The organism is Mycobacteroides sp. PCS013, from assembly GCF_049532645.1.
In the GTDB taxonomy this organism is placed as follows: Bacteria; Actinomycetota; Actinomycetes; order Mycobacteriales; family Mycobacteriaceae; genus Mycobacterium; species Mycobacterium gwanakae.
This window is the reverse complement of the sequence record NZ_CP150131.1, coordinates 3,667,019-3,690,624: the sequence shown is the minus strand read 5'-3', so window position 1 is coordinate 3,690,624 and position 23,606 is coordinate 3,667,019. Positions and strand designations below refer to the sequence as shown.

At 64.6% G+C, this 23,606-nt stretch carries 27 protein-coding genes; 16 read left to right on the top strand and 11 right to left on the bottom strand.

Features of this window, described 5'->3' with window-relative positions:
- The first annotated feature begins 37 nt into the window (after nucleotides 1-37).
- On the top strand, nucleotides 38-682 hold the full coding sequence (locus RHO23_RS18370) for an Rv0340 family IniB-related protein (RefSeq protein WP_057966221.1): 645 nt from the start codon (nucleotides 38-40) through the stop codon (nucleotides 680-682).
- Here the strand turns inward: RHO23_RS18370 and RHO23_RS18365 are convergent.
- Genes RHO23_RS18365 through RHO23_RS18345 form a run of 5 tightly spaced genes read right to left on the bottom strand, consistent with a single transcriptional unit; the run spans nucleotide 679 to nucleotide 4,000 of the window.
- On the bottom strand, nucleotides 679-1,104 hold the full coding sequence (locus tag RHO23_RS18365; RefSeq protein ID WP_423488141.1) for a DoxX family protein: 426 nt from the start codon (nucleotides 1,102-1,104) through the stop codon (nucleotides 679-681). The two genes, RHO23_RS18370 and RHO23_RS18365, sit on opposite strands and share 4 nt — an antisense overlap.
- Before the next feature lie 28 nt (nucleotides 1,105-1,132).
- Complete coding sequence (locus tag RHO23_RS18360; protein ID WP_057968934.1) at nucleotides 1,133-2,056, bottom strand: M56 family metallopeptidase; 924 nt, start codon at nucleotides 2,054-2,056, stop codon at nucleotides 1,133-1,135.
- Nucleotides 2,053-2,415: a BlaI/MecI/CopY family transcriptional regulator gene (locus RHO23_RS18355; RefSeq protein ID WP_078284891.1), complete on the bottom strand. Its 363-nt coding sequence runs from the start codon at nucleotides 2,413-2,415 to the stop codon at nucleotides 2,053-2,055. Before RHO23_RS18355 ends, RHO23_RS18360 begins: the two co-directional genes overlap by 4 nt.
- A 17-nt stretch (nucleotides 2,416-2,432) precedes the next feature.
- Nucleotides 2,433-3,314 (bottom strand): cytochrome c biogenesis CcdA family protein, encoded by an 882-nt coding sequence (locus tag RHO23_RS18350; RefSeq protein ID WP_423488140.1) that lies wholly within the window; start codon nucleotides 3,312-3,314, stop codon nucleotides 2,433-2,435.
- The gene (locus RHO23_RS18345) at nucleotides 3,311-4,000 is read right to left on the bottom strand and encodes a DsbA family protein (protein ID WP_057966225.1); all 690 of its coding nucleotides are present in this window, start codon (nucleotides 3,998-4,000) and stop codon (nucleotides 3,311-3,313) included. Before RHO23_RS18345 ends, RHO23_RS18350 begins: the two co-directional genes overlap by 4 nt.
- A 344-nt stretch (nucleotides 4,001-4,344) precedes the next feature.
- Here RHO23_RS18345 and RHO23_RS18340 point away from each other — a divergent pair, with 344 nt between their 5' ends.
- From RHO23_RS18340 to RHO23_RS18315, 6 genes are all read left to right on the top strand, one after another.
- Nucleotides 4,345-5,562, top strand: a complete 1,218-nt coding sequence (locus RHO23_RS18340) for an IniB N-terminal domain-containing protein (RefSeq protein WP_057968936.1) — start codon at nucleotides 4,345-4,347, stop codon at nucleotides 5,560-5,562.
- Nucleotides 5,563-5,688: 126 nt separating this feature from the next.
- The gene (locus RHO23_RS18335) at nucleotides 5,689-7,548 is read left to right on the top strand and encodes a dynamin family protein (protein WP_423488139.1); all 1,860 of its coding nucleotides are present in this window, start codon (nucleotides 5,689-5,691) and stop codon (nucleotides 7,546-7,548) included.
- Complete coding sequence (locus RHO23_RS18330; RefSeq protein WP_057968937.1) at nucleotides 7,545-9,047, top strand: dynamin family protein; 1,503 nt, start codon at nucleotides 7,545-7,547, stop codon at nucleotides 9,045-9,047. Before RHO23_RS18335 ends, RHO23_RS18330 begins: the two co-directional genes overlap by 4 nt.
- Nucleotides 9,048-9,051: 4 nt before the next feature.
- Nucleotides 9,052-9,708 carry a hypothetical protein gene (locus RHO23_RS18325; RefSeq protein WP_057968938.1) on the top strand — a complete coding sequence of 219 codons (657 nt, stop codon included), beginning with the start codon at nucleotides 9,052-9,054 and terminating at the stop codon, nucleotides 9,706-9,708.
- Nucleotides 9,709-9,726: 18 nt separating this feature from the next.
- Nucleotides 9,727-10,380, top strand: a complete 654-nt coding sequence (locus RHO23_RS18320; RefSeq protein WP_057968939.1) for a hypothetical protein — start codon at nucleotides 9,727-9,729, stop codon at nucleotides 10,378-10,380.
- Nucleotides 10,381-10,458: 78 nt separating this feature from the next.
- Nucleotides 10,459-10,842, top strand: a complete 384-nt coding sequence (locus tag RHO23_RS18315; RefSeq protein WP_070921076.1) for a hypothetical protein — start codon at nucleotides 10,459-10,461, stop codon at nucleotides 10,840-10,842.
- Here RHO23_RS18315 and RHO23_RS18310 read toward each other — a convergent pair.
- From RHO23_RS18310 to RHO23_RS18300, 3 genes are read right to left on the bottom strand one after another with little or no spacing between them, the layout of a single operon-like run.
- Entirely contained in the window at nucleotides 10,836-11,318 is a 483-nt protein-coding gene (locus RHO23_RS18310; RefSeq protein WP_030097173.1) for a hypothetical protein, read from the bottom strand. The two genes, RHO23_RS18315 and RHO23_RS18310, sit on opposite strands and share 7 nt — an antisense overlap.
- Nucleotides 11,319-11,375: 57 nt before the next feature.
- Nucleotides 11,376-11,849, bottom strand: coding sequence for a hypothetical protein (locus RHO23_RS18305; protein ID WP_423488138.1), 474 nt, complete (start codon nucleotides 11,847-11,849; stop codon nucleotides 11,376-11,378).
- Nucleotides 11,850-11,873: 24 nt separating this feature from the next.
- Nucleotides 11,874-12,809 (bottom strand): LLM class F420-dependent oxidoreductase, encoded by a 936-nt coding sequence (locus tag RHO23_RS18300; RefSeq protein WP_423488137.1) that lies wholly within the window; start codon nucleotides 12,807-12,809, stop codon nucleotides 11,874-11,876.
- A gap of 113 nt (nucleotides 12,810-12,922) precedes the next feature.
- On the opposite strand from RHO23_RS18300, the gene RHO23_RS18295 reads away from it, so the two are divergent.
- Both RHO23_RS18295 and RHO23_RS18290 read left to right on the top strand, forming a co-directional pair.
- Entirely contained in the window at nucleotides 12,923-13,438 is a 516-nt protein-coding gene (locus RHO23_RS18295; protein WP_423488136.1) for a redoxin domain-containing protein, read from the top strand.
- A 15-nt stretch (nucleotides 13,439-13,453) separates the two neighbouring features.
- The gene (locus RHO23_RS18290) at nucleotides 13,454-14,305 is read left to right on the top strand and encodes a cytochrome c biogenesis CcdA family protein (RefSeq protein WP_423488135.1); all 852 of its coding nucleotides are present in this window, start codon (nucleotides 13,454-13,456) and stop codon (nucleotides 14,303-14,305) included.
- A gap of 4 nt (nucleotides 14,306-14,309) precedes the next feature.
- On the opposite strand, the gene RHO23_RS18285 is transcribed toward RHO23_RS18290, so the two are convergent.
- Complete coding sequence (locus tag RHO23_RS18285) at nucleotides 14,310-14,561, bottom strand: hypothetical protein (RefSeq protein WP_131822279.1); 252 nt, start codon at nucleotides 14,559-14,561, stop codon at nucleotides 14,310-14,312.
- 543 nt (nucleotides 14,562-15,104) lie between these two features.
- On the opposite strand from RHO23_RS18285, the gene dnaK reads away from it, so the two are divergent.
- From dnaK to RHO23_RS18265, 4 genes are read left to right on the top strand one after another with little or no spacing between them, the layout of a single operon-like run.
- Nucleotides 15,105-16,973: a molecular chaperone DnaK gene (dnaK, locus tag RHO23_RS18280; RefSeq protein ID WP_030097167.1), complete on the top strand. Its 1,869-nt coding sequence runs from the start codon at nucleotides 15,105-15,107 to the stop codon at nucleotides 16,971-16,973.
- Nucleotides 16,970-17,662 (top strand): nucleotide exchange factor GrpE, encoded by a 693-nt coding sequence (gene grpE, locus RHO23_RS18275; protein WP_030097166.1) that lies wholly within the window; start codon nucleotides 16,970-16,972, stop codon nucleotides 17,660-17,662. Before dnaK ends, grpE begins: the two co-directional genes overlap by 4 nt.
- A gap of 45 nt (nucleotides 17,663-17,707) precedes the next feature.
- On the top strand, nucleotides 17,708-18,892 hold the full coding sequence (dnaJ, locus tag RHO23_RS18270) for a molecular chaperone DnaJ (protein WP_057968946.1): 1,185 nt from the start codon (nucleotides 17,708-17,710) through the stop codon (nucleotides 18,890-18,892).
- Nucleotides 18,889-19,281, top strand: a complete 393-nt coding sequence (locus tag RHO23_RS18265) for a heat shock protein transcriptional repressor HspR (RefSeq protein WP_044105369.1) — start codon at nucleotides 18,889-18,891, stop codon at nucleotides 19,279-19,281. Before dnaJ ends, RHO23_RS18265 begins: the two co-directional genes overlap by 4 nt.
- Here RHO23_RS18265 and RHO23_RS18260 read toward each other — a convergent pair.
- A complete protein-coding gene (locus tag RHO23_RS18260) occupies nucleotides 19,278-20,432 on the bottom strand; it encodes an FAD-binding oxidoreductase (protein WP_423488134.1) in 1,155 nt (384 codons plus the stop codon). The genes RHO23_RS18265 and RHO23_RS18260 overlap by 4 nt on opposite strands.
- A 248-nt stretch (nucleotides 20,433-20,680) precedes the next feature.
- Nucleotides 20,681-21,715, bottom strand: a complete 1,035-nt coding sequence (locus RHO23_RS18255) for an ABC transporter permease (RefSeq protein WP_423488133.1) — start codon at nucleotides 21,713-21,715, stop codon at nucleotides 20,681-20,683.
- Between the two features lie 97 nt (nucleotides 21,716-21,812).
- On the opposite strand from RHO23_RS18255, the gene RHO23_RS18250 reads away from it, so the two are divergent.
- The 3 genes from RHO23_RS18250 (at nucleotide 21,813) to RHO23_RS18240 (ending at nucleotide 23,590) form a co-directional block, all read left to right on the top strand.
- A complete protein-coding gene (locus tag RHO23_RS18250) occupies nucleotides 21,813-22,436 on the top strand; it encodes a TetR family transcriptional regulator (RefSeq protein WP_264920435.1) in 624 nt (207 codons plus the stop codon).
- A gap of 72 nt (nucleotides 22,437-22,508) precedes the next feature.
- Nucleotides 22,509-22,994: an SRPBCC family protein gene (locus RHO23_RS18245; RefSeq protein ID WP_418037130.1), complete on the top strand. Its 486-nt coding sequence runs from the start codon at nucleotides 22,509-22,511 to the stop codon at nucleotides 22,992-22,994.
- Nucleotides 22,995-23,053: 59 nt separating this feature from the next.
- Entirely contained in the window at nucleotides 23,054-23,590 is a 537-nt protein-coding gene (locus RHO23_RS18240; protein WP_423488132.1) for an SRPBCC family protein, read from the top strand.
- The last annotated feature ends 16 nt before the right edge of the window (nucleotides 23,591-23,606 follow it).

Genomic DNA, 23,606 nt, shown 5'->3' with positions numbered 1-23,606 from the left:
GTAGCCGAGGTTCCCGGTGGCTCCTACCATCGCAGACATGGGCAATAACCTGTTGGATTTCGTCATGGCACTGGTCCGTGACCAGGATATGGCTGCGCAATACGCGGCCAATCCCGAACAAGTCATTGCCGATGCGCACCTGGACGGAGTCCAGCCCGCAGATGTCTCCGCGCTGATCCCGGTGGTCAGCGAGTCGATACCGGCCGCCCTGGGAACACAGGCCTCGCAGTTCGCCGCGAACCCGGCGGCCACCGATCTGACGCATGCGGTGCAGACCGCAATTCCTGCCGACAACATCTGGGCAAGTGGTGCGGCGACCAGTGCCTTCGAGGCGTTCGATTCGCCGTTCACCGCGCCCACGCATGATCCGAGCCTGGATGCGGGTCTGCACGCGGCGACCAATGCGGTATCGGACCTGAGCGTTCGTCAGGACGCGATCACCGTCCCCGACCAGTTCGGTCCATCGGCCGACAGTGCGGTGGCCGCGATCGACCAGTTCCAGGCTCCGTTGCACGCATCCCCGTCCGGGTTGGACGCAGCCGGGTTCGAGCCCCAGCATTTCGGTTCCGAACTGGGAGCCGGCGGTTCCGGCGATGCGGGTCTGCAGGATCCGTTCTTCGATCATGGAGACCTTGGCCATCAGGCCGGAATCGATCACGATCCCGGAATCGACCAGTTCTAGCTCTGAGTGCGGCGGGCGCGCACACGGTCGAGCGATAGCCGGGTGTCATCTGCCACGAGGGCCAGGAGCAGAAACCCCCAGCAGAATGTGGCCGCGAAGGCTCCACCGTTTTGCATGGGTTCCCAGTGCACCGGCAGGTGCTCGAAGAAGTACGCGTACGCCATCATTCCCGCCGCGAGAACCGCGGACACTCGTGTCCACAATCCCACTGTCAGCAGGACGCCGAGGGCGAGCTCGAACACGCCCGCCCACCAGTACGGCCAGTTGAGGAATGGCTCGGGATGTCCGGAACCGGTAGGTGATCCGCTCCACCAGCCGAAGATCTTCTGGGTCCCCTCCAACAGGAAGATGACGCCGAACACCAGGCGGGCGCCGGTGGGAATGGCCCAACGCGCGATCTGACCGGCGCGCTGAATGTTCATGAACTCTCCTCGTCGATCCGGCCGGGTCTCAGAACGTGCAATACGCCCTGAACAGCGCCACCAACACCGCGCCCGCAAGGGCCGTGGGAAGTAACGCGAAGCCGAGCATCAGTCGGCAGCGTCCTATCGATGCACGGCAGGTGGGTCCCTGGGCTCGCAGCCATATGAGTCGCACCGCCACCGATTCGCTGGACATGTTCAGTGCGCCACGCACGGCCATGCCCGACTTGCTCATGGCCAGCAGCGCGGCGTGCACGGTCCGCGGCCCGTGGGCCCGCGCTGCCGCATCGTCGGCTGCCAGCTCCACCATCAGCCGCACCATTCCCGGCGCACGGCGCATCAACGGCAGTATCGGCAGTGCCGCTGCCGCGATATCGGCACACAACACGGCCACGTGGTGCCTGCCGCGAATGTGTGCCAATTCATGCTCGATCACTGCCGCGCACTGCTTTTCGCCGAGGCTGCGGATGCCGTGAGTGGCGACCACCGCCCCGCGAGCACCCCCGAGGCTGTAGGCGATCGGCCGCGGGTCATCGATCCAATGGACTTGTCCGGAGTGGCACGTCGCCGCCCGCAGCATCCAGAAGTGGCGGGCGCGGTGCCGGCGCGCAGCGCGCAGGCCCCGAACGGCCACAAACGCGACCCGGGCCAGGATGGTCAGCGGCAGTAGCGAGATCCCAAGCTGAACAAGGGTTCCGAAGGATGAGTGCGGGATGGTTCCGCTCAGACATCCGCCCACCAGCGTCGTGACACCGCGGGTATCCAGTATGTGAGGAAAGAGCAGCAGCATCGCGGACAACGCCGTGAGTACGAGGAAGGCCATCAGCGCTCCGAGCCACGCGGCCAGCGCTGCGGCCGGCAGCAGGGTGGGACGCACGGTCGGCCGCAGACATGCCGGTCCGGCGACACCAATGAGGGCCGCACTCGCCATCAACACCAGGGCGACGGTCATGTCAGGCCGCCCCGGCGGAGAATTCTGCGCAGCACCGTGGATTCCTCGGGGGAGGCAGATCCCGCGAAGTGCAAAAGCACCCCTTCGGCATCGCCGCTGGCGGCCAGGACTTCCCGGACCATCTGTGCGGCCACGGCTTCCCGCGTTTGCGCCGCCCGGTAGCGAAACGCCCGCCCGACCTTTTCGCGGGTGACGTGCCCTTTGTTGTGCAGGTTGTCGAGGACCGTCATGACTGTCGTGTACGCCAAGGGGCGCTCCAGTCGATCCAGGACATCACGGACAGTCACCGGTTCGGCCGCGGACCACAGCACCTCCATGATCGTCGACTCCCGCTCACCGAGGCCGAACATGTCACGCACGCGCTGTCTCCTTCTGGCTAGGTGCGGTCATCGGTGTCCTCTCTCGTTCTGTCACTTTGGTCTCGGGCGCCGCGCGCCGTAGCGGTGCGGGGATACAGCAGACGCATCAGAACTACTGCGAATGCGGCGCAGGCGATCCCGAGCGCGACGGCCGCGTTCGGGAGGTGCGAGGTCAGGTCCTGCAGCCTCGCTTGCATGTCGAATTGAGTATCGCTGCCGGTGATCCCACCGAGTGCAGCCGTCCCGTCGGTGGCCACAAAGAATATGCCGATCACGATGAACATCCCACCGGAGATGAGGTTTGTGGAATGGGTTCGCAGCCGTCCGATCCGGATCTCGGTTCCCCGCACCCAGCGTCGGTCAGCCAGCCTCAACCGTCCCCAGGCGAATGCCAGTACGAACAAGGGCGCTGCCATGCCCAGTGAGTACAGCGCCATGAGTAAAGCGCCATAGACCGGGCTGGAGCCGATGGCGGCCACCGTCAACACACTCCCGAGTATCGGCCCGGAGCAGAATCCCGCGAGCGCGTACACGGTGCCGAGCATCAGGACCGACAGGCCCGAGGACAGGTCGAGGCGAGCCGCCACCCGCGCCGCCGGGCCGATACGGAAGCCGAACCCGGCGATGATCGCCACACCGAGCGCGATCATCAACACGCCTCCCACCGTTGTCACCTGGGAACGGTATTCGGTGAGTAGCGCTCCGACGGCGCCCACGCCCGCACCTAACGGCACCAGCACGATGAGCATGCCCAGGTAGAAGAGCCCGGTCCTGCGCAGCAGCAGCCCGGCTCGGTCAAAGGAGTATGCGAAGAACGACGGCAGGAGCATCGCCGAGCACGGGCTGACCAACGCCAGCACACCACCGAGCAGGGCGCCGAGGACCCCGACATCGATCACCGCTGAGCCTGCTCGATGACCGATACGAAGACGTCCAAGGGCTGCGCGCCCACCACAGGCTGGTCGTTGATCACGAAGACGGGCGTCGACGACGCACCGATCGCCACAGCTTCCTGAATATCTTGTTGTACGGCAGGCAGTAGCCGATCGCCCGCGACCGCTGCCTGGAATCGCGGCAGATCCGGGACCCCAGCTTCGCGAGCACGTTCGAGGAGGACCTCGTCAGTCAGCTCGGCGTGGCCGCGATCCGGTGCATGCCGATACACGGTCCGGTTGAACTCCCAGAACCTGCCTTGTTCCGCTGCTGCTCTACCGGCCTTGGCGGCCTGCACCGATTGCGCCCCGAAGATCGGGAGATCACGCCATTCGATGCGCAGCTTCCCGGTGTTGACGTACCGCTCGACGAGTTGCGGCTCAGTATCACGGCTGAACTTTGCGCAGAAAGGGCAGCGGTAATCGGAGTAGACGACCAGCACTACCGGCGCATCGATTGGGCCGAGTGCCATCGGATCATTCGTGTGCAGCCGGGCCAGGCTGTTGTGGTGGGCGGTGGCCGCCGGCGAGCCGGCCGATGCGGTGCTCTTGCCGCTGTGATCGAAGAACAGGTACGTGGCCAGCACGACGATGACCACGCCCAGGGCCCCGGCGATCCAGATATCACGCTGACGGTTCTCGCTTCGCCGCACGGTTTCCCTCTTTCGATCTACTAACCGACTTAGTATTTAACTACTAGGAAAGATAGTAGATAAATACTAAGGCCGATAGTATTTAGCACGTCTGTGCTGTTCAGGGCGTTGTGGCCGTCCAGTCGTTGGCGGCGGGAACCGGGCGATGGTGTGACGATGAGCGACCGGAGAACCCGACCCCTAGTGGCCCCCTAATCCCCTAATGGGGACAGCAGCGGACCCCCATGGGGGATTGGCGGAGAAGGGGAAGTTCTCCCGTTTCCAGGGCACTTGCAGGTTCGTAGGTTTGTATTCAGTTCGACCGGACAGACCCGGTTGACTCCGATCCCCCAAGGAGACCTCAAATGTCCATCATCGACTTCATCCTCAACCTCTTCCGCGACCCCGTGCAGGCCGCAAGCTACGTCGCCGACCCGCAGACCTCGCTGGCCAACGCCGGGCTGTCGGCCGTCACCGCCGCACAGGTGGGTGCGGTCATGCCGGTCGTCGCCGAATCGGTGGCCTCCAACTACGGCTACCAGTCGCAGTGGGTCAACACCGGCAACCCGATGAACGACCTGTCGGGCAACCTGCAGAACTACTACGCCGCACAGCCCGATGCCCCGAGCATCCTGTCGCCGTCTCTGCTGAGCCCCCGGGACAACTTCAGCCCCCGCAACAACGACTTCATGAGCCACAACGACACCGAGTTCGCGAGCCACAACCCGATCGCGAGCGGTAACCAGGTCATGAGCCCGAGCGGCAACGTCGACAGCTTCAACCGTGGCCCGCTGCTGGACCTGAGCTTCGGCGACCTGCAGTTCGGTAACCGCGACACCAACGCCATCGGCGACGGTGCGGTGGCCGTGGGCGGAAGCAACTCCGGACCCATCGCCTCCGGCAAGGGATCTACCGCGGTCAACGGCGATGTGCGCGATAGCAACATCATCAACGCCGACCACGGCAGCAAGGTCGGTGTCGACCAGAGCCAGACTCGGGTCGGCGGTGATTACACCAACGTCAGCGGGCACGGCTCGGCCGGTATCGACAAGAGCGTGACCGTCGTGGACGACCACTCGCAGCGCAACACCACCAACATCAACGATTCGTTCAACACCGATCGCTCGACGAACATCGGCTCGGGTAACACCACCCACACCGACATCGCCTCGCACAACCAGGTGAAGACACAGACCGATATCGGCTCGCACAACCAGACGAGCACCAGCACCAACACCGATATCGCATCGCACAACAAGGTGAACACCGACATCGCGTCCAACAACCAGGCGCACACCGGCACCTCGCTGAGCAACTCGCACACCAACGCGATCAACGACTCGCTGAACACCTCGCACTCCGCATCCAGCAGCACCGCGGTGAGCAACTCGCACAGCAGCGCCATCAACGATTCGCTGAGCAGCCCGCTTAACGCTTCGCACAGCTCCTCGATGAACGAGTCGTTCAACTCTTCGTTGGGCTCGCATGGCGCGGCCGGTACCGGATTCGAGGCCCAGGCACAGGCCCAGGGTCACGCGTCGGCCGCCGACCACACCACCCTTCCGGGAACCGAGCACCACTAGTCCCCGGGCGCGATGCCCCGCACCAGTAATGGTGCGGGGCATCGGCATGGATACCGGATTGAACTGTGCCGGCCAGAAGAAATGGCACAGTAATGAGGAATTTCGAGCCAGAAGGGTTAGGGAACCGTGTCGGACACCGCGCAGGACGGCCAGCAGCAGCTGGCGCTCGTCAACGAGCTGCTGGGGCATGTGCGCAAGATCGCGGGCGAGAACGATCGGGGCGATCTGATCGACCGCCTGGACCGGGTGGACAGCCTTCTGGTGGACCGTCCGCTGCGCGTGGTGGTGGCAGGACAGCTCAAACAGGGCAAGAGTCAGCTGGTGAACTCGCTGCTCAACATGCCGGTCGCGCGTGTGGGCGATGACGAAACCACTTCGGTGACAACCGTTATCAGCTACGGCGAGCAGCCCTCGGCCGCCCTGGTGGTTGCTCCCGCCGAACAATATGACGGCGGGGGACTGGCCGGAGAACCCGAGATCACCCCGATTCCGGTGGCCGATATCGGCAAGGACCTCAAGCGCGCACCGCAGGCGCAGGGCCGCGAGGTGCTTCGGGTGGAAATCAAGGTTGCCAGCCCGATGCTCAAAAGTGGTCTGTGCCTGGTGGATACGCCCGGCGTCGGCGGGTTCGGTCAGCCGCACCTGTCGAGCACCCTTGGGCTGCTGCCGGACGCCGATGTCATGCTCATGGTCAGCGATCTCAGTTCCGAATTCACCGAACCCGAACTGGTTTTCATCCAGCAGGCGCTCGACCTGTGCCCCGTCGCGGCTATCGTCAACACCAAGACGGATCTGTACCCGCACTGGCGCGAGGTGGTGGCTGCCAACTCCGCGCATCTGCACCAGGCCAAGATCGCCGTGCCGGCCATTACGGTGTCGTCGGCGCTGCGTTCGCACGCGTTGCAGCTCAACGACAAGGAACTCAATGCGGAGTCCAACTTCCCCGCATTGGTGACATTCCTCAGCAATGCCATCGCGGACCATCAGGCCAGCTCGCGACAGCAGGCGGTCGCCGAGATCGGTTCGGCATCGGAGCATCTCACGCTCACCCTGGACGCCGAGCTCAGTGCTCTGCAGGATCCGCAGAGCCGCGATGAGCTCACCTCAGACCTGGAACGCCGTAAGCGTGAGGCCGAGGAGGCGCTGGCTCATACCGCACTGTGGCAGCAGGTTCTCGGTGATGGCATCACCGATGTGTCGACCGATGTCGAGCACGATCTGCAATCACGATTCCGGCGGATCCTGCAGCGGACCGAAGAGGTGATCGACCGCACCGATCCCACCAAGAACTGGGCCGAGGTCGGCGCCAAACTCGAGCAGGCCGTGGCCAACTCGGTGGGAAACAACTTCGTCTGGGCACATCAGCGGGCGATGCACCTGGCCGCTCAGGTGGCCGAGACCTTCGCCACCGCCGGCATGGACTCGGTGAAGATGCCCCGGCTGCGGGCCAGCGAGATGGGCGCGGATCTGAGTGACCTGAAGTCGCTGTCGAAGCTGGAAGCCAAGCCGATCAAGTTGGGGCACAAGGCCATCACCGGGCTGCGTGGTTCCTACGGCGGTGTCATCATGTTCGGCATGCTGACCACCGTCGCAGGGCTCGGGATGTTCAACCTGATCTCGTTGGGGGCCGGTGCGATGCTGGGAAAGAAGACCTACAACGAAGACATGGAGAACCGGATGCTGCGCATCCGGGGTGAGGCCAAGACGAACGTCCGCCGCTTCCTCGACGACGTGTCCTTCGTGGTGCTCAAGGAATCACGCGACCGGCTGCGCCTGGTGCAGCGCCAGCTCCGGGACCATTTCCGCGATATCGCCAACCAGACCACGCGCTCGCTCAACGAATCGCTACAGGCGGCCATTGCATCGGCGCGGCTGGAGGCCGAGGATCGCGATGCGCGCACCCGTGAGGTGGAGCGCCAATTGCATATCCTGCGCCAGGTCAACACGCATATCGACGGACTGGAAGGGCTGCGTCCGTCCGCATGAGCACCATCGAGCAGGCCCGTGCCATCATCGGTGAGGCCATGCGCGCCTACCAGAGTGATTCGCGGTACGCGCGGATCGCGGAGCCACATGACGAGCTGAGCCGTATTGCTGCCCGGCTCGACGAACCGATCCGGGTGGCCATCGCCGGAACTCTCAATGCCGGCAAGTCAACATTGGTCAATGCGCTTGTCGGAGAAGACATTGCACCCACGGATGCCACCGAGGCCACCCGGATCGTGGCGTGGTTCCGTCACGGCGCCGCTCCGCAGGTCACGGCCAATCTGTTCAGCGGCGTGCGCCAGGACATCCCGATCCGTCGTGACGGCGGCCTTTCCTTCGAACTCGACCGGCTGGACCCGGCCTCGGTGGCAGACCTCGACGTTCACTGGCCCGCACCGGAATTGAATGAGATCACCCTGATAGACACCCCAGGGACTTCGTCGCTGTCCACCGAGGTCTCAGAGCGCAGTCTCGCGCTGTTGGTGCCCGAGGATGGAGTGCCACGGGTGGATGCAGTGATCTTCCTGCTGCGCAGCCTGAACGCCGCCGATATCGGCCTGCTCACCCAGATCGGCAAGCTTGTCGGCGGCGAGCGTGGGGGAGCTGTCGGGGTGATTGGCGTCGTATCGCGTGCGGATGAGATCGGGGTGGGCCGTCTCGACGCGATGCTGTCCGCGCGTGAGGTGTCCGCCCGGTTCGCCGGCGAGATGGAACGCACCGGGATCTGTCAGGCCGTGGTACCGGTCGCCGGGCTGCTGGCGCTGACCGCCCGCACACTGCGGCAAGCAGAGTTCATCGCACTGCAGAAACTCGCGGAAGTGGATCCGCAGGTGCTGGCCAAGGCACTGCTGTCCGTGGATAGGTTTGTGCGCGAAGATGATTCGCTTCCGGTTGACCCACAGACCCGGGCCGCACTGCTACATCGATTCGGGATGTTCGGTATCCGGATCGCGGTGGCCGTCATCCGGGTCGCAGGCACCTCCGAGATCACCGCCACCGGGCTGGCCGAGGAACTCCTCGAACGCAGTGGTCTGGTGGAACTGCACAACATCATCGCCAACCAATTCGGTCAGCGCGCGGGCATCCTGAAATCTCATACCGCGCTGCTCTCGGCCCGTCAGGTGCTGACGTCCTACCCGGTCCAGGGCGGCCGCCCGGTGATCGACGACATCGACCCCCTGCTCGCTGACACTCACGCCTTCGATGAGCTACGGCTGTTGGCAGAGTTGTCCTCCCGAACCACCACGCTCACCGAACACGAGACGGTGCTCATCCGCAGACTGCTGGGAGCCTCCGGCACGGAACCGGCCGCCCGCCTAGGTCTGGACGAGACCCGCCCGGATCCGCGGCGTGCCGCCCTGGACGCGGTGGGACGCTGGCGCGCGCGGGCCGCATATCCACTCAACGATCCGTTCACCAGCCGGCTGTGTTTAGCGGCTGCCCGCAGTGCAGAAGGCATACTCACCCAGTTGTCTGCGCACGAGCGCCCGGCATACTGAGCAGATGATGATGCGCCTGTCTGCCGCGACCGTAATCCTGATGGCCGGATTCGGCACGGCGACGGCAGTGGCGGAGCCCACCCCCAATCCGGCCGGGCCCGCCCCCAGGCCGGTGCCCGCGGGCGTGTGGATCAGCCCCGGTGAGATCCCAATGAACAGCGAATACCACTGGTCAGCGGCCAACCCGACCGCAACCGGCAGGGCTTCCTTCCTCAGCATGCGGCTCTGCGGCGCCCCGTCGTCGGACGTCCTTCCGCCGGCCTCGGCCATCGCCACCCAGGCCGCGTCGGGCGTCGCGGCATCCGTGGTGCAGGCGGCTGGACAGTGGCCCGACGGAAATACCGATGGGGCCGCGGCCTTCCAGAGTGGTATTCGATCTCAGCTCAACTACTGCCCGGGAGTAGGCGACGTCATCAGCGTCGACCTGCGCCCGGCGCCCTCGTGGTACGGCTTTGCGGCGACCCTGCTGATCGGCAAGGAGCGCGATAACCCCACCAGCGAGGTGCACATCTACAACGTGGTTCCGCCGGAGTCGGGCACCGTTTCCGAGCTTGCCGTCACCGTGCCCCGCACCGGCCGCGAGCCCTCGCCATGGAAGCCCGTCGATGACGCGACGGTTCTGCGCGCCCTTGCCCAGCCGCTGTGCAAGGGCTCCTGCTAGCGAGGGACTTCTGTGACGATGCGCGGGTGGCAGCGGGCAATTCCGGCGATCGCTGTGATCGCCTGCCTGGGCACCGCGGCTCCGGCCGCGGCGGATCCGAAGCCTGTGCCCGACACGGTGTGGATCAACCCGCGGGATGTCCCCATGGATCACGTCGCACACTGGGCTCCCTTGTCGCGCAACGCAACGTCGGTTGACCGCCCGGCCTTCTGGTCAGCGAATCTCTGCTTCTCGCTGGGAGAGAGTCTGCCGCAATCGCCCGAATCTGCTTCCTCGACAGTCACTTCGGATGAGTCCGGGTGGACGGCGGTGGAGGTGATCGCGCACTGGCCCGGCGATACCTCGGTGACCGACCAGTACGCGTCGACTGTCTATCGGTCGCTGCGCGCACGGCTGGATCGCTGCTTCAACGCCGTTGGCGCTCAGGTCAATGTGGTCGACCTACCCAATGGTCATGCGGCCACGGTGACGCTGCCGGCGCAGGGTGGCAAGCAGCCGCAGTACCGGCTGTATGTGGTGGAGCCGCCCGGTACCGGAACGGTGGCCGAGCTGACCGTCACCAACGCCGTCACGGGTGCTGTCGGTTCGCCCTGGGTAGAGGTCGATGAGCAGCAGGTTCTGCGCGATGTGGCGGCACCGATCTGCCGCACCGCCAAGAGCGCAGCCTGCTGAAATTCGCGTCCAGTTTTTTGTCGCTTCGGATATCGAATCACCATCATTGCGTGCCCTTGACGGCGTAGCGTCCCAGGTATGCACGGACGCGGAGTCCTTTCAGGCGTATGCGGTATCGCGACGATCATCGCGATGGCCGTCCTGCTCACACCGGTGTCTATTCAAGTCGACACGGGCGGTGCCACCCAGTCGGTGACCTGCGGTATGCCCGTGGGGCCCCGACTCACCCGGAGCGCGGAGCTGGACAAGATGAGTTCCGGTGCGAATCAGTCGACCAACTACCACGACCAGTGCGCCGCCAAGCTCGATACGCGTCGCCTCTGGGCGATCCCGATCGGTGTGCTGTCCTTCGTCGTTGCGCTGTGCGCGGCAGGTCACCTATGGAACGAGGCGTCCCCCGGAAAACCCGGCAGGACCCGTCAGGGCGTCACAGGTCCGCCGGGAATCCGGATGGCTCACTGACCGCCAACGGGCACCTGGACGTTGCCGCCGCCGGGAATCGGGATCACCACTGAGCGTCCGGTCGTGGTGGTCGGCGGGGCCGTCGTTGTCGTAGTCGTCGGCTGAGTGGTCGTGGTGGTCGTCGTATCCGTAGTGGTGGTCGTGGTCGTCGGCGCAGTGGTCGTCGTTTCGGCGCTCTGACTCGGCGACTCGGAGACGGTCTCGGTCACCGTGGAGTTGCCGCCGGTGGTGCTACCGGAGCCGCCATGCCCCTCGTGACCGCCGGAGTTGGCCGGTGCCGAACTGCTGGTCGTCGCGGATGTCACCGAGGTGGTGCTCCCAGCGGGGGCAGGCTTGTCGCTTCGGGTAATCACGAAGGCGATGATCACCGCGATGACCGCCACCGCCGCTCCTGCCAGGGCAATGAGCACGGCCGGCTGCTTGTACCAAGGGTTGGGCCCATCAGGTCCCTGATCGTGGTACTGCTCGTTGTACATCGTCGGGTCTTCTGGCGGCTCCGGGTAGGACATGATCCGGAGCGTAACCCAACTCCCTTACAGCCCCGGTATTTGCGGGATCTGTGGAATAGGCGGGATCTGTGGGATCTGCGGAATCGGTGGAATAGCTGGCGGTGAGGGGATCGCGGGCGCCTGCCACTGGTACGTCGTCGAGGTCGGGGTGTCGTAGTACGTGGGCTCGGAGGTCGGCGCGGGCGGCACCGGCTCCTGCGTCGATTCGATGGTCGTGGTCTCGGTGGTCGTCGACGACGATTCAGGTGAAGGCTCAGTGGTGGTGGTACTCGGCGTCGGCGATGTCGTCGTCAGCGGTGTGTTGTCGTTGACCACGCGCTTGTCCGTGGACAACACGATGGTCATGAGCACCGCGACGATCGCGATGACGGCAGCGATGGTGCCGACGATCGCCGGCCCCGTTCGATACCAGGGCGTCGGCTTCTCGCTCTCCTCGATCATCCCCGAGAAGTAGCTCTCGTCGTCGTCGGGAGCGTTCGGTGTCTCGTGCTCACTCATCGCGCGGAGCCTAACCGAAGAATGTCAGCCGAACTGGGGGATTACCGTCGAAGCGAAGAACTCCAGGTGATCCAGATCCCGGATATCGAGTAGTTGGGCGTAGACCCGCTGGACCCCGGCGTCGATGTAGGTGCCCAGCTTGTCCGCCACCACGTCGGGAGTGCCCGCAAGCGGGCTGTTCTCGGTGATCTCGTCCACCTCGCGGCGGGCATTGGCCGCGCGGCGCGCGATATCGGCATCCGTATCGCCGACGCACAACGCGAAGGCCGCCGAGTAGATCATCGAATCTGCCGGCCGCCCAGCGGCTTCGACCGCTTGCGCCACTCGTGCGTACTGACCGGTGACGACATCGACGGGCTGAAACGGCACGTTGAACTCGGCGGCAAAACGGGCGGCGAGTGCCGGAGTGCGCTTGGCGCCGAGCCCGCCGATCACGATCGGCGGATGCGGCTCCTGCACAGGTTTGGGCAGCGCGGGGGAGTCGGTCACCGTGTAGTGCGTGCCCGCATAGGAGTAGGTGTCGCCGGTAGGTGTGGACCACAGGCCGGTGAGGATGTCGAGCTGCTCTTCCAGACGATCGAACCGCTCGCCCAGCGGCGGGAAGGGAATGGCGTACGCCTCGTGCTCCTCGCTGAACCAACCGGCGCCCAGGCCGAGATCTACTCTGCCGCTGCTCATCTCGTCTACTTGTGCAACAGTGATGGCAAGCGGTCCCGGATGGCGGAAGGTAGCCGAGGTGACCAGGGTGCCCAGCCGGATGCTGGTGGTCTCCCGGGCGATCGCTCCCAGTGTCACCCATGTGTCAGTGGGGCCGGGCAGCCCGTCGGCACCACCCATCGCCAGGTAGTGATCGGACCGGAAGAACGCGGAGAATCCCAGTTCTTCGGCGGCCTGTGCCACCCGCAGCTGATCGGAGTAGGTGGCGCCCTGCTGCGGTTCAACGAATACCCGGAAGTCCATGACTGCCAGCGTACGTAAGGCCGCACACCCGAGCGCGGGCGCGTTGCGTCGATGGTTACGGTGAGTGTGCGAGATGGGCGTGAGTTGATGAGAATGCGGCGAAACGAGGGAAAGTGATATCACGCGTTGCGGTTTCGGCTATCGCGGTGCTGGCTCTGGGTATCGGACTGACCGGTTGCTCCGGGGCCGACAAGAACGACACCTCCACGGCTGGCTCGTCGTCGTCGCAGTCCTCGCGGTTGCTGAACTTCAGCGCCAAGACCATCGATGGTGCCGACTTCGCGGGCAGCAGTCTGACCGGTAAGAAGGCGGTGCTGTGGTTTTGGGCGCCGTGGTGCCCGACCTGTCAGAAGGAAGCGCCCGATCTGCAGCGGGCGGCCACTGCGCATCCGGATGTCACCTTTGTGGGGGTGGCGGCGCAGGACCAGGTGTCCGCGATGCGGGACTTCGTGACCAAGTACGGCCTCACCTTTGTTCAGCTGGCCGATACCGATGCCGCGGTGTGGGCGCTGTACGACGTCACCCATCAGCCGGCTTTCGCGTTCCTGGGATCTGACGGCAATGCCCAGGTGGTCAAGAGCCCGCTGTCGGGACCAGAACTCGACAAGAAAATCGGGCAGCTGCATTGATGCTGCGGTACTGACGTGATTGATACCGCAGCACTGACTTTCGCGCTGGGGGCGGGGCTGGTGGCCGCGCTCAATCCATGCGGCTTCGCTTTTCTCCCGGGTTATCTCGGGCTGGTGATCGCCGGTAGTGACGGCACCGCTTCGAGGCTGACCGCTGTGGCGCGGGCAGCGACCGCGACGGTGGCGATGGCCGCCGGTTTCCTGACGGTGTTCGGGATTTTCGGGCTGGTGATCTCGCCGGTGGTCGCCTCGGCGGGTCGCTACATGCCCTTCGCCACCGTGGTGATCGGTGTCGCGCTGGTAGCGCTGTCCCTCTGGCTGCTGTCCGGGCGTGAGCTCACCGTCGTGCTGCCCAGGGTTTCCGGCGGGGCGCCAACGGCCTCGCTGCTGTCCATGTACGGCTACGGGCTGACCTACGCGGTGGCATCGCTGTCCTGCACGGTCGGCCCGTTTCTGGCGGTCATCAGCACCACCTTCAAACAGGGGTCCATCGTCTCGGGGGTGCTGGCCTTCGTCGCGTACGGGGCGGGGATGGCCGCGACCGTCGGCATCGCGGCATTAGCCGTTGCGCTGCTGGGAAATTCGGTGCAGGCCACCATGCGGAAGGTCTTGCCGTATGTGGGCCGCATCGCAGGGGTGATCGTGCTGCTGACCGGGCTGTACGTCGCCTACTACGGCTATTACGAGATTCGGCTGAACTTCGGCGACGGGAGCGCCGACGACCCGGTGATCAACGCGGCAAGCGAGGTGCAGACCTGGCTGGTGAGCGTGGTGGACGAGACTGGCGTGTGGCCGCTGCTGGCCGGCATCGCGCTGATTGTGGTTGTCGCGGCGGCGAGTTCGTACGCCGTGCGCAGACGGCGCTGAGTTATCAGCCGGCCGGCGGAGGTGGGCAGTGGTTGCTTTGTTGCAATTGGCTGACCAGGCCCGTCAGTGTGTCTTGCTGGGCGGACGCCTGGTCGAGATCCTGCTCTTGCGAGGCGGACATGGGGTGCCAGGTCCCGTCCTCATCGGACACGGTGACTAGCTGGTACTGATTCTGCAGGTCGTTGATCGTGCTGGTCAGATTGCGCAACGGAACGTCAAGGGCAGTGATACGGGCGTTGGCGTTCACCTGGTTCATGTAGCTCACCCCGTGAGTGAGTTGCGTGATGTCGTACCTTCTCAGGCCGCGAGGCTGAAGGCCCGCACCGATGTCATCGTTAAGGCTTTCGGCGATCTGCCCTAGAGCTGTGCACACGGGCTGGGATGGCGCAGGGTCATCAGCCCATGCGATCGGTGCCAGCACACCCCCTGCGATACCAGCCACGATGACAGAAGCTGCGACAGTCCGTCGGGAAACCATGACCCGCCTCTCACTGCAAGATTTGTTGTCTACCGAATCAAGCTAGTGACGGATTCTGGGAACGAACTGAGGATGGCCACGCTCGCCTGTTGCGGGATCGAGGGTGGCGCTGCGCAGACATTCCACGAGGACCACCTGCATCGATGTGTCGTGGATGCAGGCGAGTAGGTACCGGGAACAAATGTCGGCGGTGGTCCGTTGACCAGTATGTCGAACTTGAGTCATGTAGGCTCAACTATGGCTTGACGAAAAGATCCGGACGAGGCAAACTTGAGCGGATCTCACTGAAGGCATTGAGGTAACCAACAGGAGGAATGAACTATGGCTCGTGCGGTCGGAATCGACCTCGGGACCACCAACTCCGTTGTCGCCGTCCTCGAAGGCGGCGACCCGGTAGTTGTCGCGAACTCGGAAGGCTCTCGCACCACCCCGTCCGTCGTTGCGTTCGCGCGCAATGGCGAGGTGCTGGTCGGGCAGCCCGCCAAGAACCAGGCGGTGACCAACGTCGACCGGACCATCCGGTCGGTCAAGCGTCACATGGGCACCGATTGGTCCGTTGAAATCGACGGAAAGAACTACACCCCCCAGGAGATCAGCGCCCGCACGCTGCAGAAGCTGAAGCGCGACGCCGAGGCCTACCTGGGTGAAGACATCGAGGACGCCGTCATCACCGTGCCGGCGTACTTCAACGACGCACAGCGTCAGGCGACCAAGGAAGCCGGCCAGATCGCCGGACTGAACGTCCTGCGCATCGTCAACGAGCCGACCGCGGCCGCCCTGGCCTACGGCCTGGACAAGGGCGAGAAGGAACAGACCATCCTGGTCTTCGACCTCGGTGGTGGCACCTTCGACGTGTCGCTGCTGGAAATCGGCGACGGTGTCGTGGAGGTCCGTGCGACTTCCGGCGACAACCACCTCGGTGGTGACGACTGGGACGAGCGCATCGTGACCTGGCTCGTCGACAAGTTCAAGGCCAGCGCCGGTATCGACCTGACCAAGGACAAGATGGCCATGCAGCGTCTGCGTGAGGCTGCCGAGAAGGCGAAGATCGAGCTGTCCAGCTCGCAGTCGACCTCGATCAACCTGCCGTACATCACTGTTGACGCGGACAAGAACCCGTTGTTCCTCGACGAGCAGCTGACGCGTGCCGAATTCCAGAAGATCACTCAGGATCTGCTGGACCGCACCCGCAAGCCGTTCCAGTCGGTCATCAAGGATGCCGGTGTTTCCGTGGCCGACATCGATCACGTGGTGCTGGTGGGTGGTTCTACCCGTATGCCCGCGGTGACCGATCTGGTCAAGGAGCTGACCGGCGGTAAGGAGCCCAACAAGGGCGTCAACCCCGACGAGGTTGTCGCCGTGGGTGCCGCGCTGCAGGCCGGCGTGCTCAAGGGTGAGGTGAAAGACGTTCTGTTGCTTGACGTCACCCCGCTGTCCCTCGGTATCGAGACCAAGGGTGGCGTGATGACCAAGCTCATCGAGCGCAACACCACCATCCCCACCAAGCGGTCCGAGACCTTCACCACGGCAGACGACAACCAGCCGTCGGTGCAGATCCAGGTGTACCAGGGCGAGCGCGAGATCGCTTCGCACAACAAGCTCCTGGGCTCCTTCGAGCTGACCGGTATCCCGCCGGCTCCGCGCGGTGTGCCCCAGATCGAGGTCACCTTCGACATCGATGCCAACGGCATCGTGCACGTGACCGCGAAGGACAAGGGCACCGGCAAGGAGAACACGATCAAGATCCAGGAAGGCTCCGGCCTCTCCAAGGAAGAGATCGACCGGATGATCAAGGACGCCGAGGCACACGCCGACGAGGACAAGAAGCGCCGCGAAGAGGCCGATGTCCGCAACCAGGCCGAGTCGCTGGTCTACCAGACGGAGAAGTTCGTCAAGGAGCAGCGTGAGCCCGCCGAGGGCACCGAGAAGGTCGTCTCTGACGAGACGCTCTCCAAGGTGGACGACGCCATCGCCGATGCCAAGAAGGCACTGGAGGGCACCGATATCGGCGCCATCAAGGAAGCGATGGAGAAGCTCGGCGAGCAGTCGCAGGCACTGGGTCAGGCCATCTACGAGGCCGCAGCCGCCAAGGCTGGGGCTGAAGGCGCCGGAGCCGAAGGTGGCGCTGGCGCTGCCGACAGCGATGTCGTGGATGCCGAGGTCGTCGACGAGGAGAAGGACAGCAAGTGACCCCGTCAGGTGGGCAAGATCGGGATGAAGAACGCGAACCGGTGACCGTTACCGATAAGCGCCGGATCGATCCCAACACCGGCGCGGTTCGCGAAGAGGCGAAGGTGGCTGAAAAGCCAGCCACCGCAGCGGAACCGGGTGCTTCGGCACCCGGGTCCGCGGCCTCCGGGGGCGAGTCGGATGCGGATGCCAAGGTGGCCGAACTGACGGCCGACCTGCAGCGTGCGCACGCCGACTTCGCCAACTACCGCAAGCGGGTGGAACGGGACCGGCAGGCCGTCATCGATTCGGCCAAGGCGTCCGTAGTGGCTCAGCTGCTGGGTGTGCTGGACGATCTCGACCGCGCGCGCGAGCATGGCGACCTGGAATCAGGCCCGCTGCGCAGTGTTTCGGACAAGCTGTCCGCGGCCCTCGAAGGGCTGGGATTGGCGACATTCGGTGCCGAGGGGGACGACTTCGATCCCTCGCTGCATGAGGCGGTTCAGCACGACGGCCAGGACGGCCATCCCGTGCTGGCGGCGGTGCTGCGTAAGGGTTACAAGATGGGTGATCGGGTGCTCCGTACCGCGATGGTCGTGGTAACCGACGGAAGTCCCAGTGATCCGGCAAGTCCCGAGGGTGGCGACACGACTCAGCAGGAACCCGGAACAACGGGTGCCGAAACGCAATCCAAGACAGAATCAGAGTAAGAACTGCACAGCAATACCCGATGGACGCGAAGGAGGTGATGTCGGGTGACGCAACGTGAATGGGTCGAGAAGGACTTCTACAAGGAGCTCGGCCTCGCCTCCACCGCGAGCCAGGACGAGATCAAGAAGGCCGCACGCAAGCTGCTGGCCGAAAATCACCCGGACAGAAATCCGGGGAACCAGGCCGCTGAGGACCGTTACAAGGCCGTCAGCGAGGCCAAGGACGTGCTGTCGGACCCGGCCAAGCGCAAGGAGTACGACGAGACCCGTCGGCTCTTCGCCGGTGGCGGGTTCGGACGGCGCTTCGGCGACAATGGATTTGGTGGCGGCGGCGGATTCAGCGGCGGCGCCAACAGTGCCGAGTTCAACCTGAACGACCTGTTCGGTAACGCCGACACCTCCGGTGGTGGCGGGATCGGCGATCTGTTCGGCGGCCTGTTCGGGCAGCGCGCGCAGCCGCGTGCCAGTCGCCCGCGCCGCGGCAACGATCTGGAAACCGAGACCCAGCTGGACTTCGTCGAAGCATGCAAGGGCGTATCGGTTCCGCTGCGGCTCACCAGTCCCGCTCCGTGCACCACCTGCCACGGCAGTGGCGCCCGCCCGGGTACCAGCCCGAAGGTCTGTGGCTCCTGCAATGGCAGCGGCGTCATCAATCGCAACCAGGGTGCGTTCGGATTCTCCGAACCGTGCGCCGATTGCCGTGGCACGGGCTCGATCATCGAGAACCCGTGCACCGACTGCCAGGGAACGGGTGTCACCACCCGAACCCGCACCATCACCGTGCGGATTCCGCCGGGAGTGGACGACGGACAACGTATTCGGCTGGCCGGACAGGGCGAGGCCGGACTGCGCGGCGCTCCTTCGGGCGATCTGTACGTCACCGTGCATGTGCGGCCCGACAAGGTGTTCAGCCGCGACGGCGACGACCTGACTCTCACCGTTCCGGTGAGCTTTACCGAATTGGCTTTGGGTGCCACGGTTTCCGTGCCGACACTGGAAGGCCGCGTTGGGGTTAAGGTGCCCGCGGGTACCTCCGACGGACGCATCCTGCGGGTGCGTGGACGCGGCATTCCGAAGCGTGCGGGCGGTAACGGCGATCTGCTGGTCACCGTCAAGGTGGCGGTGCCCTCGAAGCTGGAAGACAGTGCGCTGGAGGCGTTGCAGCGCTATCAGGTGGCCGAGAAGGCCAGCGGATTCGATCCGCGCGCAGGCTGGGCGGGTGCACGATGACGGCCCGCCGTCAGCCGGAGCGAGGAGCCCGCACCTTTCTGATCTCCGTGGCCGCCGAGCTCGCCGGGATGCACGCGCAGACCCTGCGAACCTATGACCGGCTAGGGCTGGTCATCCCCGAACGCACCAGTGGTGGCGGTCGGCGCTACTCACAGCGTGATGTGGACCTGCTGCGCGAGGTGCAGCGGCTGTCGCAGGACGAGGGCGTCAATCTCGCTGGCATCAAACGCGTTATCGAGCTGAGCAATCAGGTGGAGGCTTTGCAGGCCAAGGTCGCAGAGCTCACGGCCGAGGTGGCCCAGTTGCGCGCGGCGACGGCGGGCCGTGAGGTCGCAATCATCCCCAAGAGCACCGCGGTCGTCGTCTGGCAGCCGCGTCAGCAACGCTAGAGCGGGTCGTGCTGGATTCTGGAGGCGTCGGCCCCCTTTGAGACCAGCGCCTCCTTGGTGGCCTGGATCATCGATGCGGAGCCGCCGAGCAGAATCTGGCGATCACCCCAGCCGCCGTAGGCCGTCACCACCTCCGAGAGCAATCCCGTCTGGCGGACGTGCAGGCCCCGTGGTGGTGTCGGATCGTGGTATTCGTTGGCCCAGTCCGGGTTTCGGGGGTATTCGGACACCGGTGTGACCGACAGCCACGGATTCGTCGAGGCGATATGCCACAGTGTCCACAGGTCGTAGAGTTCCTGCGGATAGCGTGCCCCGTAGAACAGGTGGACCCGCGGATTCTCGGCCCATTGCGACAGCTCCATGATGAGACACCGCAGCGGTGCGATGCCGGTGCTGCCCGCGACCATCAGCACATCTCCACCGTCACGGTTCACCGACAGCGCGCCCAGTGGCGGCGAAATTCGCCAGGTGTCACCGACTTTCGTCTTGTTGACCATGTCACCGCTGACAAGCCCGCCGGGTACGGCCTTGACGTGAAATTCGATGTAGCCCTCAGGGTCCGGCGGAATCGCCAAGCTCAGATAGCGCCAATTCCGCGGGCTCTGCGGTACCTGGACATGTACGTACTGCCCGCAGTGGTAGTCCATGGGTGCGTTGAGTTTCAGTCGGATCAACGCAAGATCCCGTGAGGTGCGGTGGTATTCGATGACCTTCCCGTCCCACCAGGGCTGGCCGCTGTCCGAGGCGGCGGCACTGCGCATCACCTCGACCATCACCGTGTAGACCTCGGTGGCGGTGGCCTCCATCCGCTTGTCCCAGATCGGTTGCAGCACGTCGCGTGTGGCGTCCAACAGGGCCTGACGCATGGTGCCGTACTGGCTGTCGGTGGCCCCGAACTTCCGATGATCGCGGCCTAGCTGCGCCAGGAAGTTGACCAGGCCTTCGGTGCGGTACGCGGCCATCTCCCAGAGCACGAACTGCAGCGCCTGACGGAAGTGTTCGCGCGGTGTCGACATGTCGGCGGGGAAGAGATCGCCGACGGTGGGGTCGATGGCGAACCAGCGGCTGTAGAAGCTTCGGACAAGTTTGTCTCCCGATAGCTCGACCCCGCCGACCAAGTCGTGCAGCGCTTCGACGTCCTCAAGCCCCACGAGCTTCCGTTGCCTCGCCTTTCCTGGTCCTGCCCACCAAGAGGCCAGTCTAGGAGGGAAGTTTGTGGACCGTCTGGGACTGCATGAGGTCAGCGGGGGAAACGGTTGACTTACGGGCCGCATACTCGTGTGCTGAGAGCACTGCCAGGGCTAGTTGTCTGCACTACAGGCGCATGTTTGCGGCTTGAGTATTTTTGCCGGGTGTTGTGTCGGCGGCGTGGGGGGAATCACGGAGGACCTGCTGGCGGTCAGACCAGCTCCGGTTTACGAAGTTCTGCCATGTTCGCGCCGCGCACCATCGCACGCTGCCGAGCCCCGTCGAGTGCCAGCATCGCGACCCCGAGGCCCACCCAGCAGCACAGGATCAGGATCACTCCGGCCGAACCGGCTCCGTCGAAGTAAGCCAGGGATCGCAGCAGCGTGCCGTTGGCCCCTGGTGGCAGGAATTGCCCAAGTAGGCCAAGGCCTTTGGGCAAGAACTCGGGCGCACTCGTCAACCCCGAAAGCGGGTTCCCGATCAACACGGCGACAGCCGCTCCCAATCCGATTCCCGGATATCCCAGCAGGGCGCCAAGGCCGGTGATACTCAACGACATCGCCATCATCCCCAGCGTGAGGCCGGCGGTCACTCCCCAGAAGTTCTCGGTGATGACGCCCAGCCAGGAATCCAGGATGACGCAGATGGTGAGTGCCGCCAGGAACGAGAACCCAGTGGCAGTGGCCGCTTTGAGCCAGGTTCTGCCGGGAAACAACAGGGTGAGAGCGACCGCCGGAAGCAACCCGCCCAAGGTCATGGGCAGGGCCGCCGCGGCCAGGCCGATGCCGCGCGGATCCGAGGGCGGCAGTGGAGCGAGGTCCTTGATGGACACCGCCATCCCGCTCTGCTTGCCGATTTGTTGACCGATACCGGTCAGTGCTTGTGTGACGGCAGGGCTGCCGCCCGTCGCGACCACGACGGTCGGTGCCGGGGGCATGAGGACGAATCCGCCGTAGACGGAGCGGTTTCTGGTCGCCTCCTCGAGTTTGGTTTGACTCGGGTAGTGGGTGACGGCGAACGCGCCGGGTGAGGCACCCGCCAGTCGCTCGGTGAGCATGGCCACCTGCGCCGCCGACCCGGTGACGCCGATCGGCACGTCGCGCGGTGCGGTGCGTGCCGAGGGCCAGGCGAAGGCGATGAAGATGACCCCGAGCGCGCACGTCAGCAGGGCGGCAACGGATGTGGCCCGCGCCCAGTCCGGCACCTGGTGATGAGCGCCCGGTCGGAGTTCGTGTTGGCCCGTCATCTCATCCTCCATTTCATTAAGTGTTGAATTAATTGAGATGAGAGTAGATCGCATGTGGCCTTTTTTCAACACTTGTGGAAAATTGATACCGTAGAGCATGGCAACCAGCACGAATACCGCCCGTCGGGGCCGCCGTCGCGGGGAAGCGGTGTCGCGAGAGCATGTGCTCGACGTTGCGAAGCGCTCATTCGCCGAGCGCGGCTATGAGAAGACGACCATCAGGGGTGTTGCCCGCGATGCGGGTATCGATCCGTCCATGGTCGTGTACCTCTTCGGGTCGAAGGATGAGCTGTTTCGTCAGTCGATCCAGCTGGTGATCGATCCCAACGAGCTGGTGCTCGCTATTCGCGAGGGTGAGGGCACGGTCGGTCAACGCTTTGTCAACGCGTACCTGTCGATGTGGGAACAGGCAGGCACGGTCGACACGATGCTCGCGATCCTGCAGTCGGCCACCACCAACGACGATGCCCATCGCGCGTTTCGGGAATTCATGCAGAACTACGTGTTGGCGGCGATCAGCGAGGAACTGGGTGGGGGGCCGGAGGTGCGGACGCGATTCGCGCTGGCGGCCACCTCGATGGTCGGGACCGCGCTCCTGCGATACGCGCTCAAGATCGATCCATTGGTCGCGCTGACCAGGGAGCAGATGGTCGCCATATTGGCCCCGACCGTTGATCGGTATCTGACGGCCGATGCTTCCGAATTAGGTTTGCTTAGCTAACCGATCTAATTGCGGCAGTCGCCCAGGTTCGCGGAGTACAAAGGTCTCACCACCGACAATGGAGGGTGTGCCGTGGGCGATCTCGATGATCGGCCGGATGCCGTCGCCGATTTCTTCTATCCACACGCTCCCGAACGCGTGTGGAACGTCTTGGTCGACCCCGATGTCATGGGGGATTGGTTCGTCGAACAGGTTGGGTTCCGCGCGGTGCAAGGTACGCGCTACCGGCTCACGGATCTTCCGATGCCCATTGCCAACTATTCCGGGGACATCGCGTGCGAAGTCTTGGTGGCTATTCGCAATGAAATGCTGGCGATTTCCTGGTGGGATACGAAATCTCCGGACCCGGTGGCCTGGCGAACCGCGTGGACGTTGTGCGAGGTTCCCGGCGGCACCGTGGTTACCGTGAGCCGGCCGGCCTTCAGTAGCGATGACCCTGCTGTGCGCAGGATGGCCGCTCTTTCCGATCGGTTCTGGCCGACGGCTATGGCCAAGCTCGGGCGCCTGATCGAGTGTGCAGCGACCACCCCGATCGACGGGGGCGCCGTTGAGCCCTAGTTGGGTGAGTTTGCCTGGCTAACAGATGCGAACACGGCGGTAACCCAGATTCGTGGGGTATGAAAGATAACCCCATCAATCTGGAGAGTGCCGTGCTCGACGACGCGAACGACATCGCCACCATTCTTCTCGACCATTTCTATCCGCATCCGCCCGCGCGGGTGTGGAGCGTGATGGCATGCCCAGACGCCATGGAGGAATGGCTGATGGACCCGGTTGGATTTCGGCCCCAGGTCGGAACCCGGTTCCGTTTCAAAGCGTTCCCCCTGCCCATGGCCGACTTCTCGGGTGCGCTGTCCTGCGAGGTCCTCGCGGCTACCCCAAACAGGGTGCTGCCGATCCGCTGGTGGGATATGAAATCGTCGAAGCAGAGGGTGTCGACGGTGACGTGGACGCTGCACGAGGTTCCGGGCGGCACCATGGTCACGTTCCGGCACGAAGGGTTCGATCTCAGCGATTCCGCGTCGCGTATCTACCGGAAGATCTCCGAGCTTGGTTGGCCCGGCACGATGGGGCGGCTTGGGCGATGTATCGACACCGCGCCGTGCACCGAGAATCGGCCTCCGCACCGTCTGGTCACCGATGTATCCGCCTGATCGTCCGCACACATCA

Bases quoted from the DNA above. Each gene is read 5' to 3' on its own strand.
- RHO23_RS18370 (WP_057966221.1), top strand. From the start codon at position 38: ATGGGCAATAACCTGTTGGATTTCGTCATGGCACTGGTCCGTGACCAG.
- RHO23_RS18365 (WP_423488141.1), bottom strand. From the start codon at position 1,104: ATGAACATTCAGCGCGCCGGTCAGATCGCGCGTTGGGCCATTCCCACC.
- RHO23_RS18360 (WP_057968934.1), bottom strand. From the start codon at position 2,056: ATGACCGTCGCCCTGGTGTTGATGGCGAGTGCGGCCCTCATTGGTGTC.
- RHO23_RS18340 (WP_057968936.1), top strand. From the start codon at position 4,345: ATGTCCATCATCGACTTCATCCTCAACCTCTTCCGCGACCCCGTGCAG.
- RHO23_RS18330 (WP_057968937.1), top strand. From the start codon at position 7,545: ATGAGCACCATCGAGCAGGCCCGTGCCATCATCGGTGAGGCCATGCGC.
- RHO23_RS18325 (WP_057968938.1), top strand. From the start codon at position 9,052: ATGATGATGCGCCTGTCTGCCGCGACCGTAATCCTGATGGCCGGATTC.
- RHO23_RS18320 (WP_057968939.1), top strand. From the start codon at position 9,727: ATGCGCGGGTGGCAGCGGGCAATTCCGGCGATCGCTGTGATCGCCTGC.
- RHO23_RS18315 (WP_070921076.1), top strand. From the start codon at position 10,459: ATGCACGGACGCGGAGTCCTTTCAGGCGTATGCGGTATCGCGACGATC.
- RHO23_RS18310 (WP_030097173.1), bottom strand. From the start codon at position 11,318: ATGTACAACGAGCAGTACCACGATCAGGGACCTGATGGGCCCAACCCT.
- RHO23_RS18305 (WP_423488138.1), bottom strand. From the start codon at position 11,849: ATGAGTGAGCACGAGACACCGAACGCTCCCGACGACGACGAGAGCTAC.
- RHO23_RS18300 (WP_423488137.1), bottom strand. From the start codon at position 12,809: ATGGACTTCCGGGTATTCGTTGAACCGCAGCAGGGCGCCACCTACTCC.
- RHO23_RS18285 (WP_131822279.1), bottom strand. From the start codon at position 14,561: ATGAACCAGGTGAACGCCAACGCCCGTATCACTGCCCTTGACGTTCCG.
- dnaK (WP_030097167.1), top strand. From the start codon at position 15,105: ATGGCTCGTGCGGTCGGAATCGACCTCGGGACCACCAACTCCGTTGTC.
- RHO23_RS18265 (WP_044105369.1), top strand. From the start codon at position 18,889: ATGACGGCCCGCCGTCAGCCGGAGCGAGGAGCCCGCACCTTTCTGATC.
- RHO23_RS18255 (WP_423488133.1), bottom strand. From the start codon at position 21,715: ATGACGGGCCAACACGAACTCCGACCGGGCGCTCATCACCAGGTGCCG.
- RHO23_RS18250 (WP_264920435.1), top strand. From the start codon at position 21,813: ATGGCAACCAGCACGAATACCGCCCGTCGGGGCCGCCGTCGCGGGGAA.
- RHO23_RS18240 (WP_423488132.1), top strand. From the start codon at position 23,054: ATGAAAGATAACCCCATCAATCTGGAGAGTGCCGTGCTCGACGACGCG.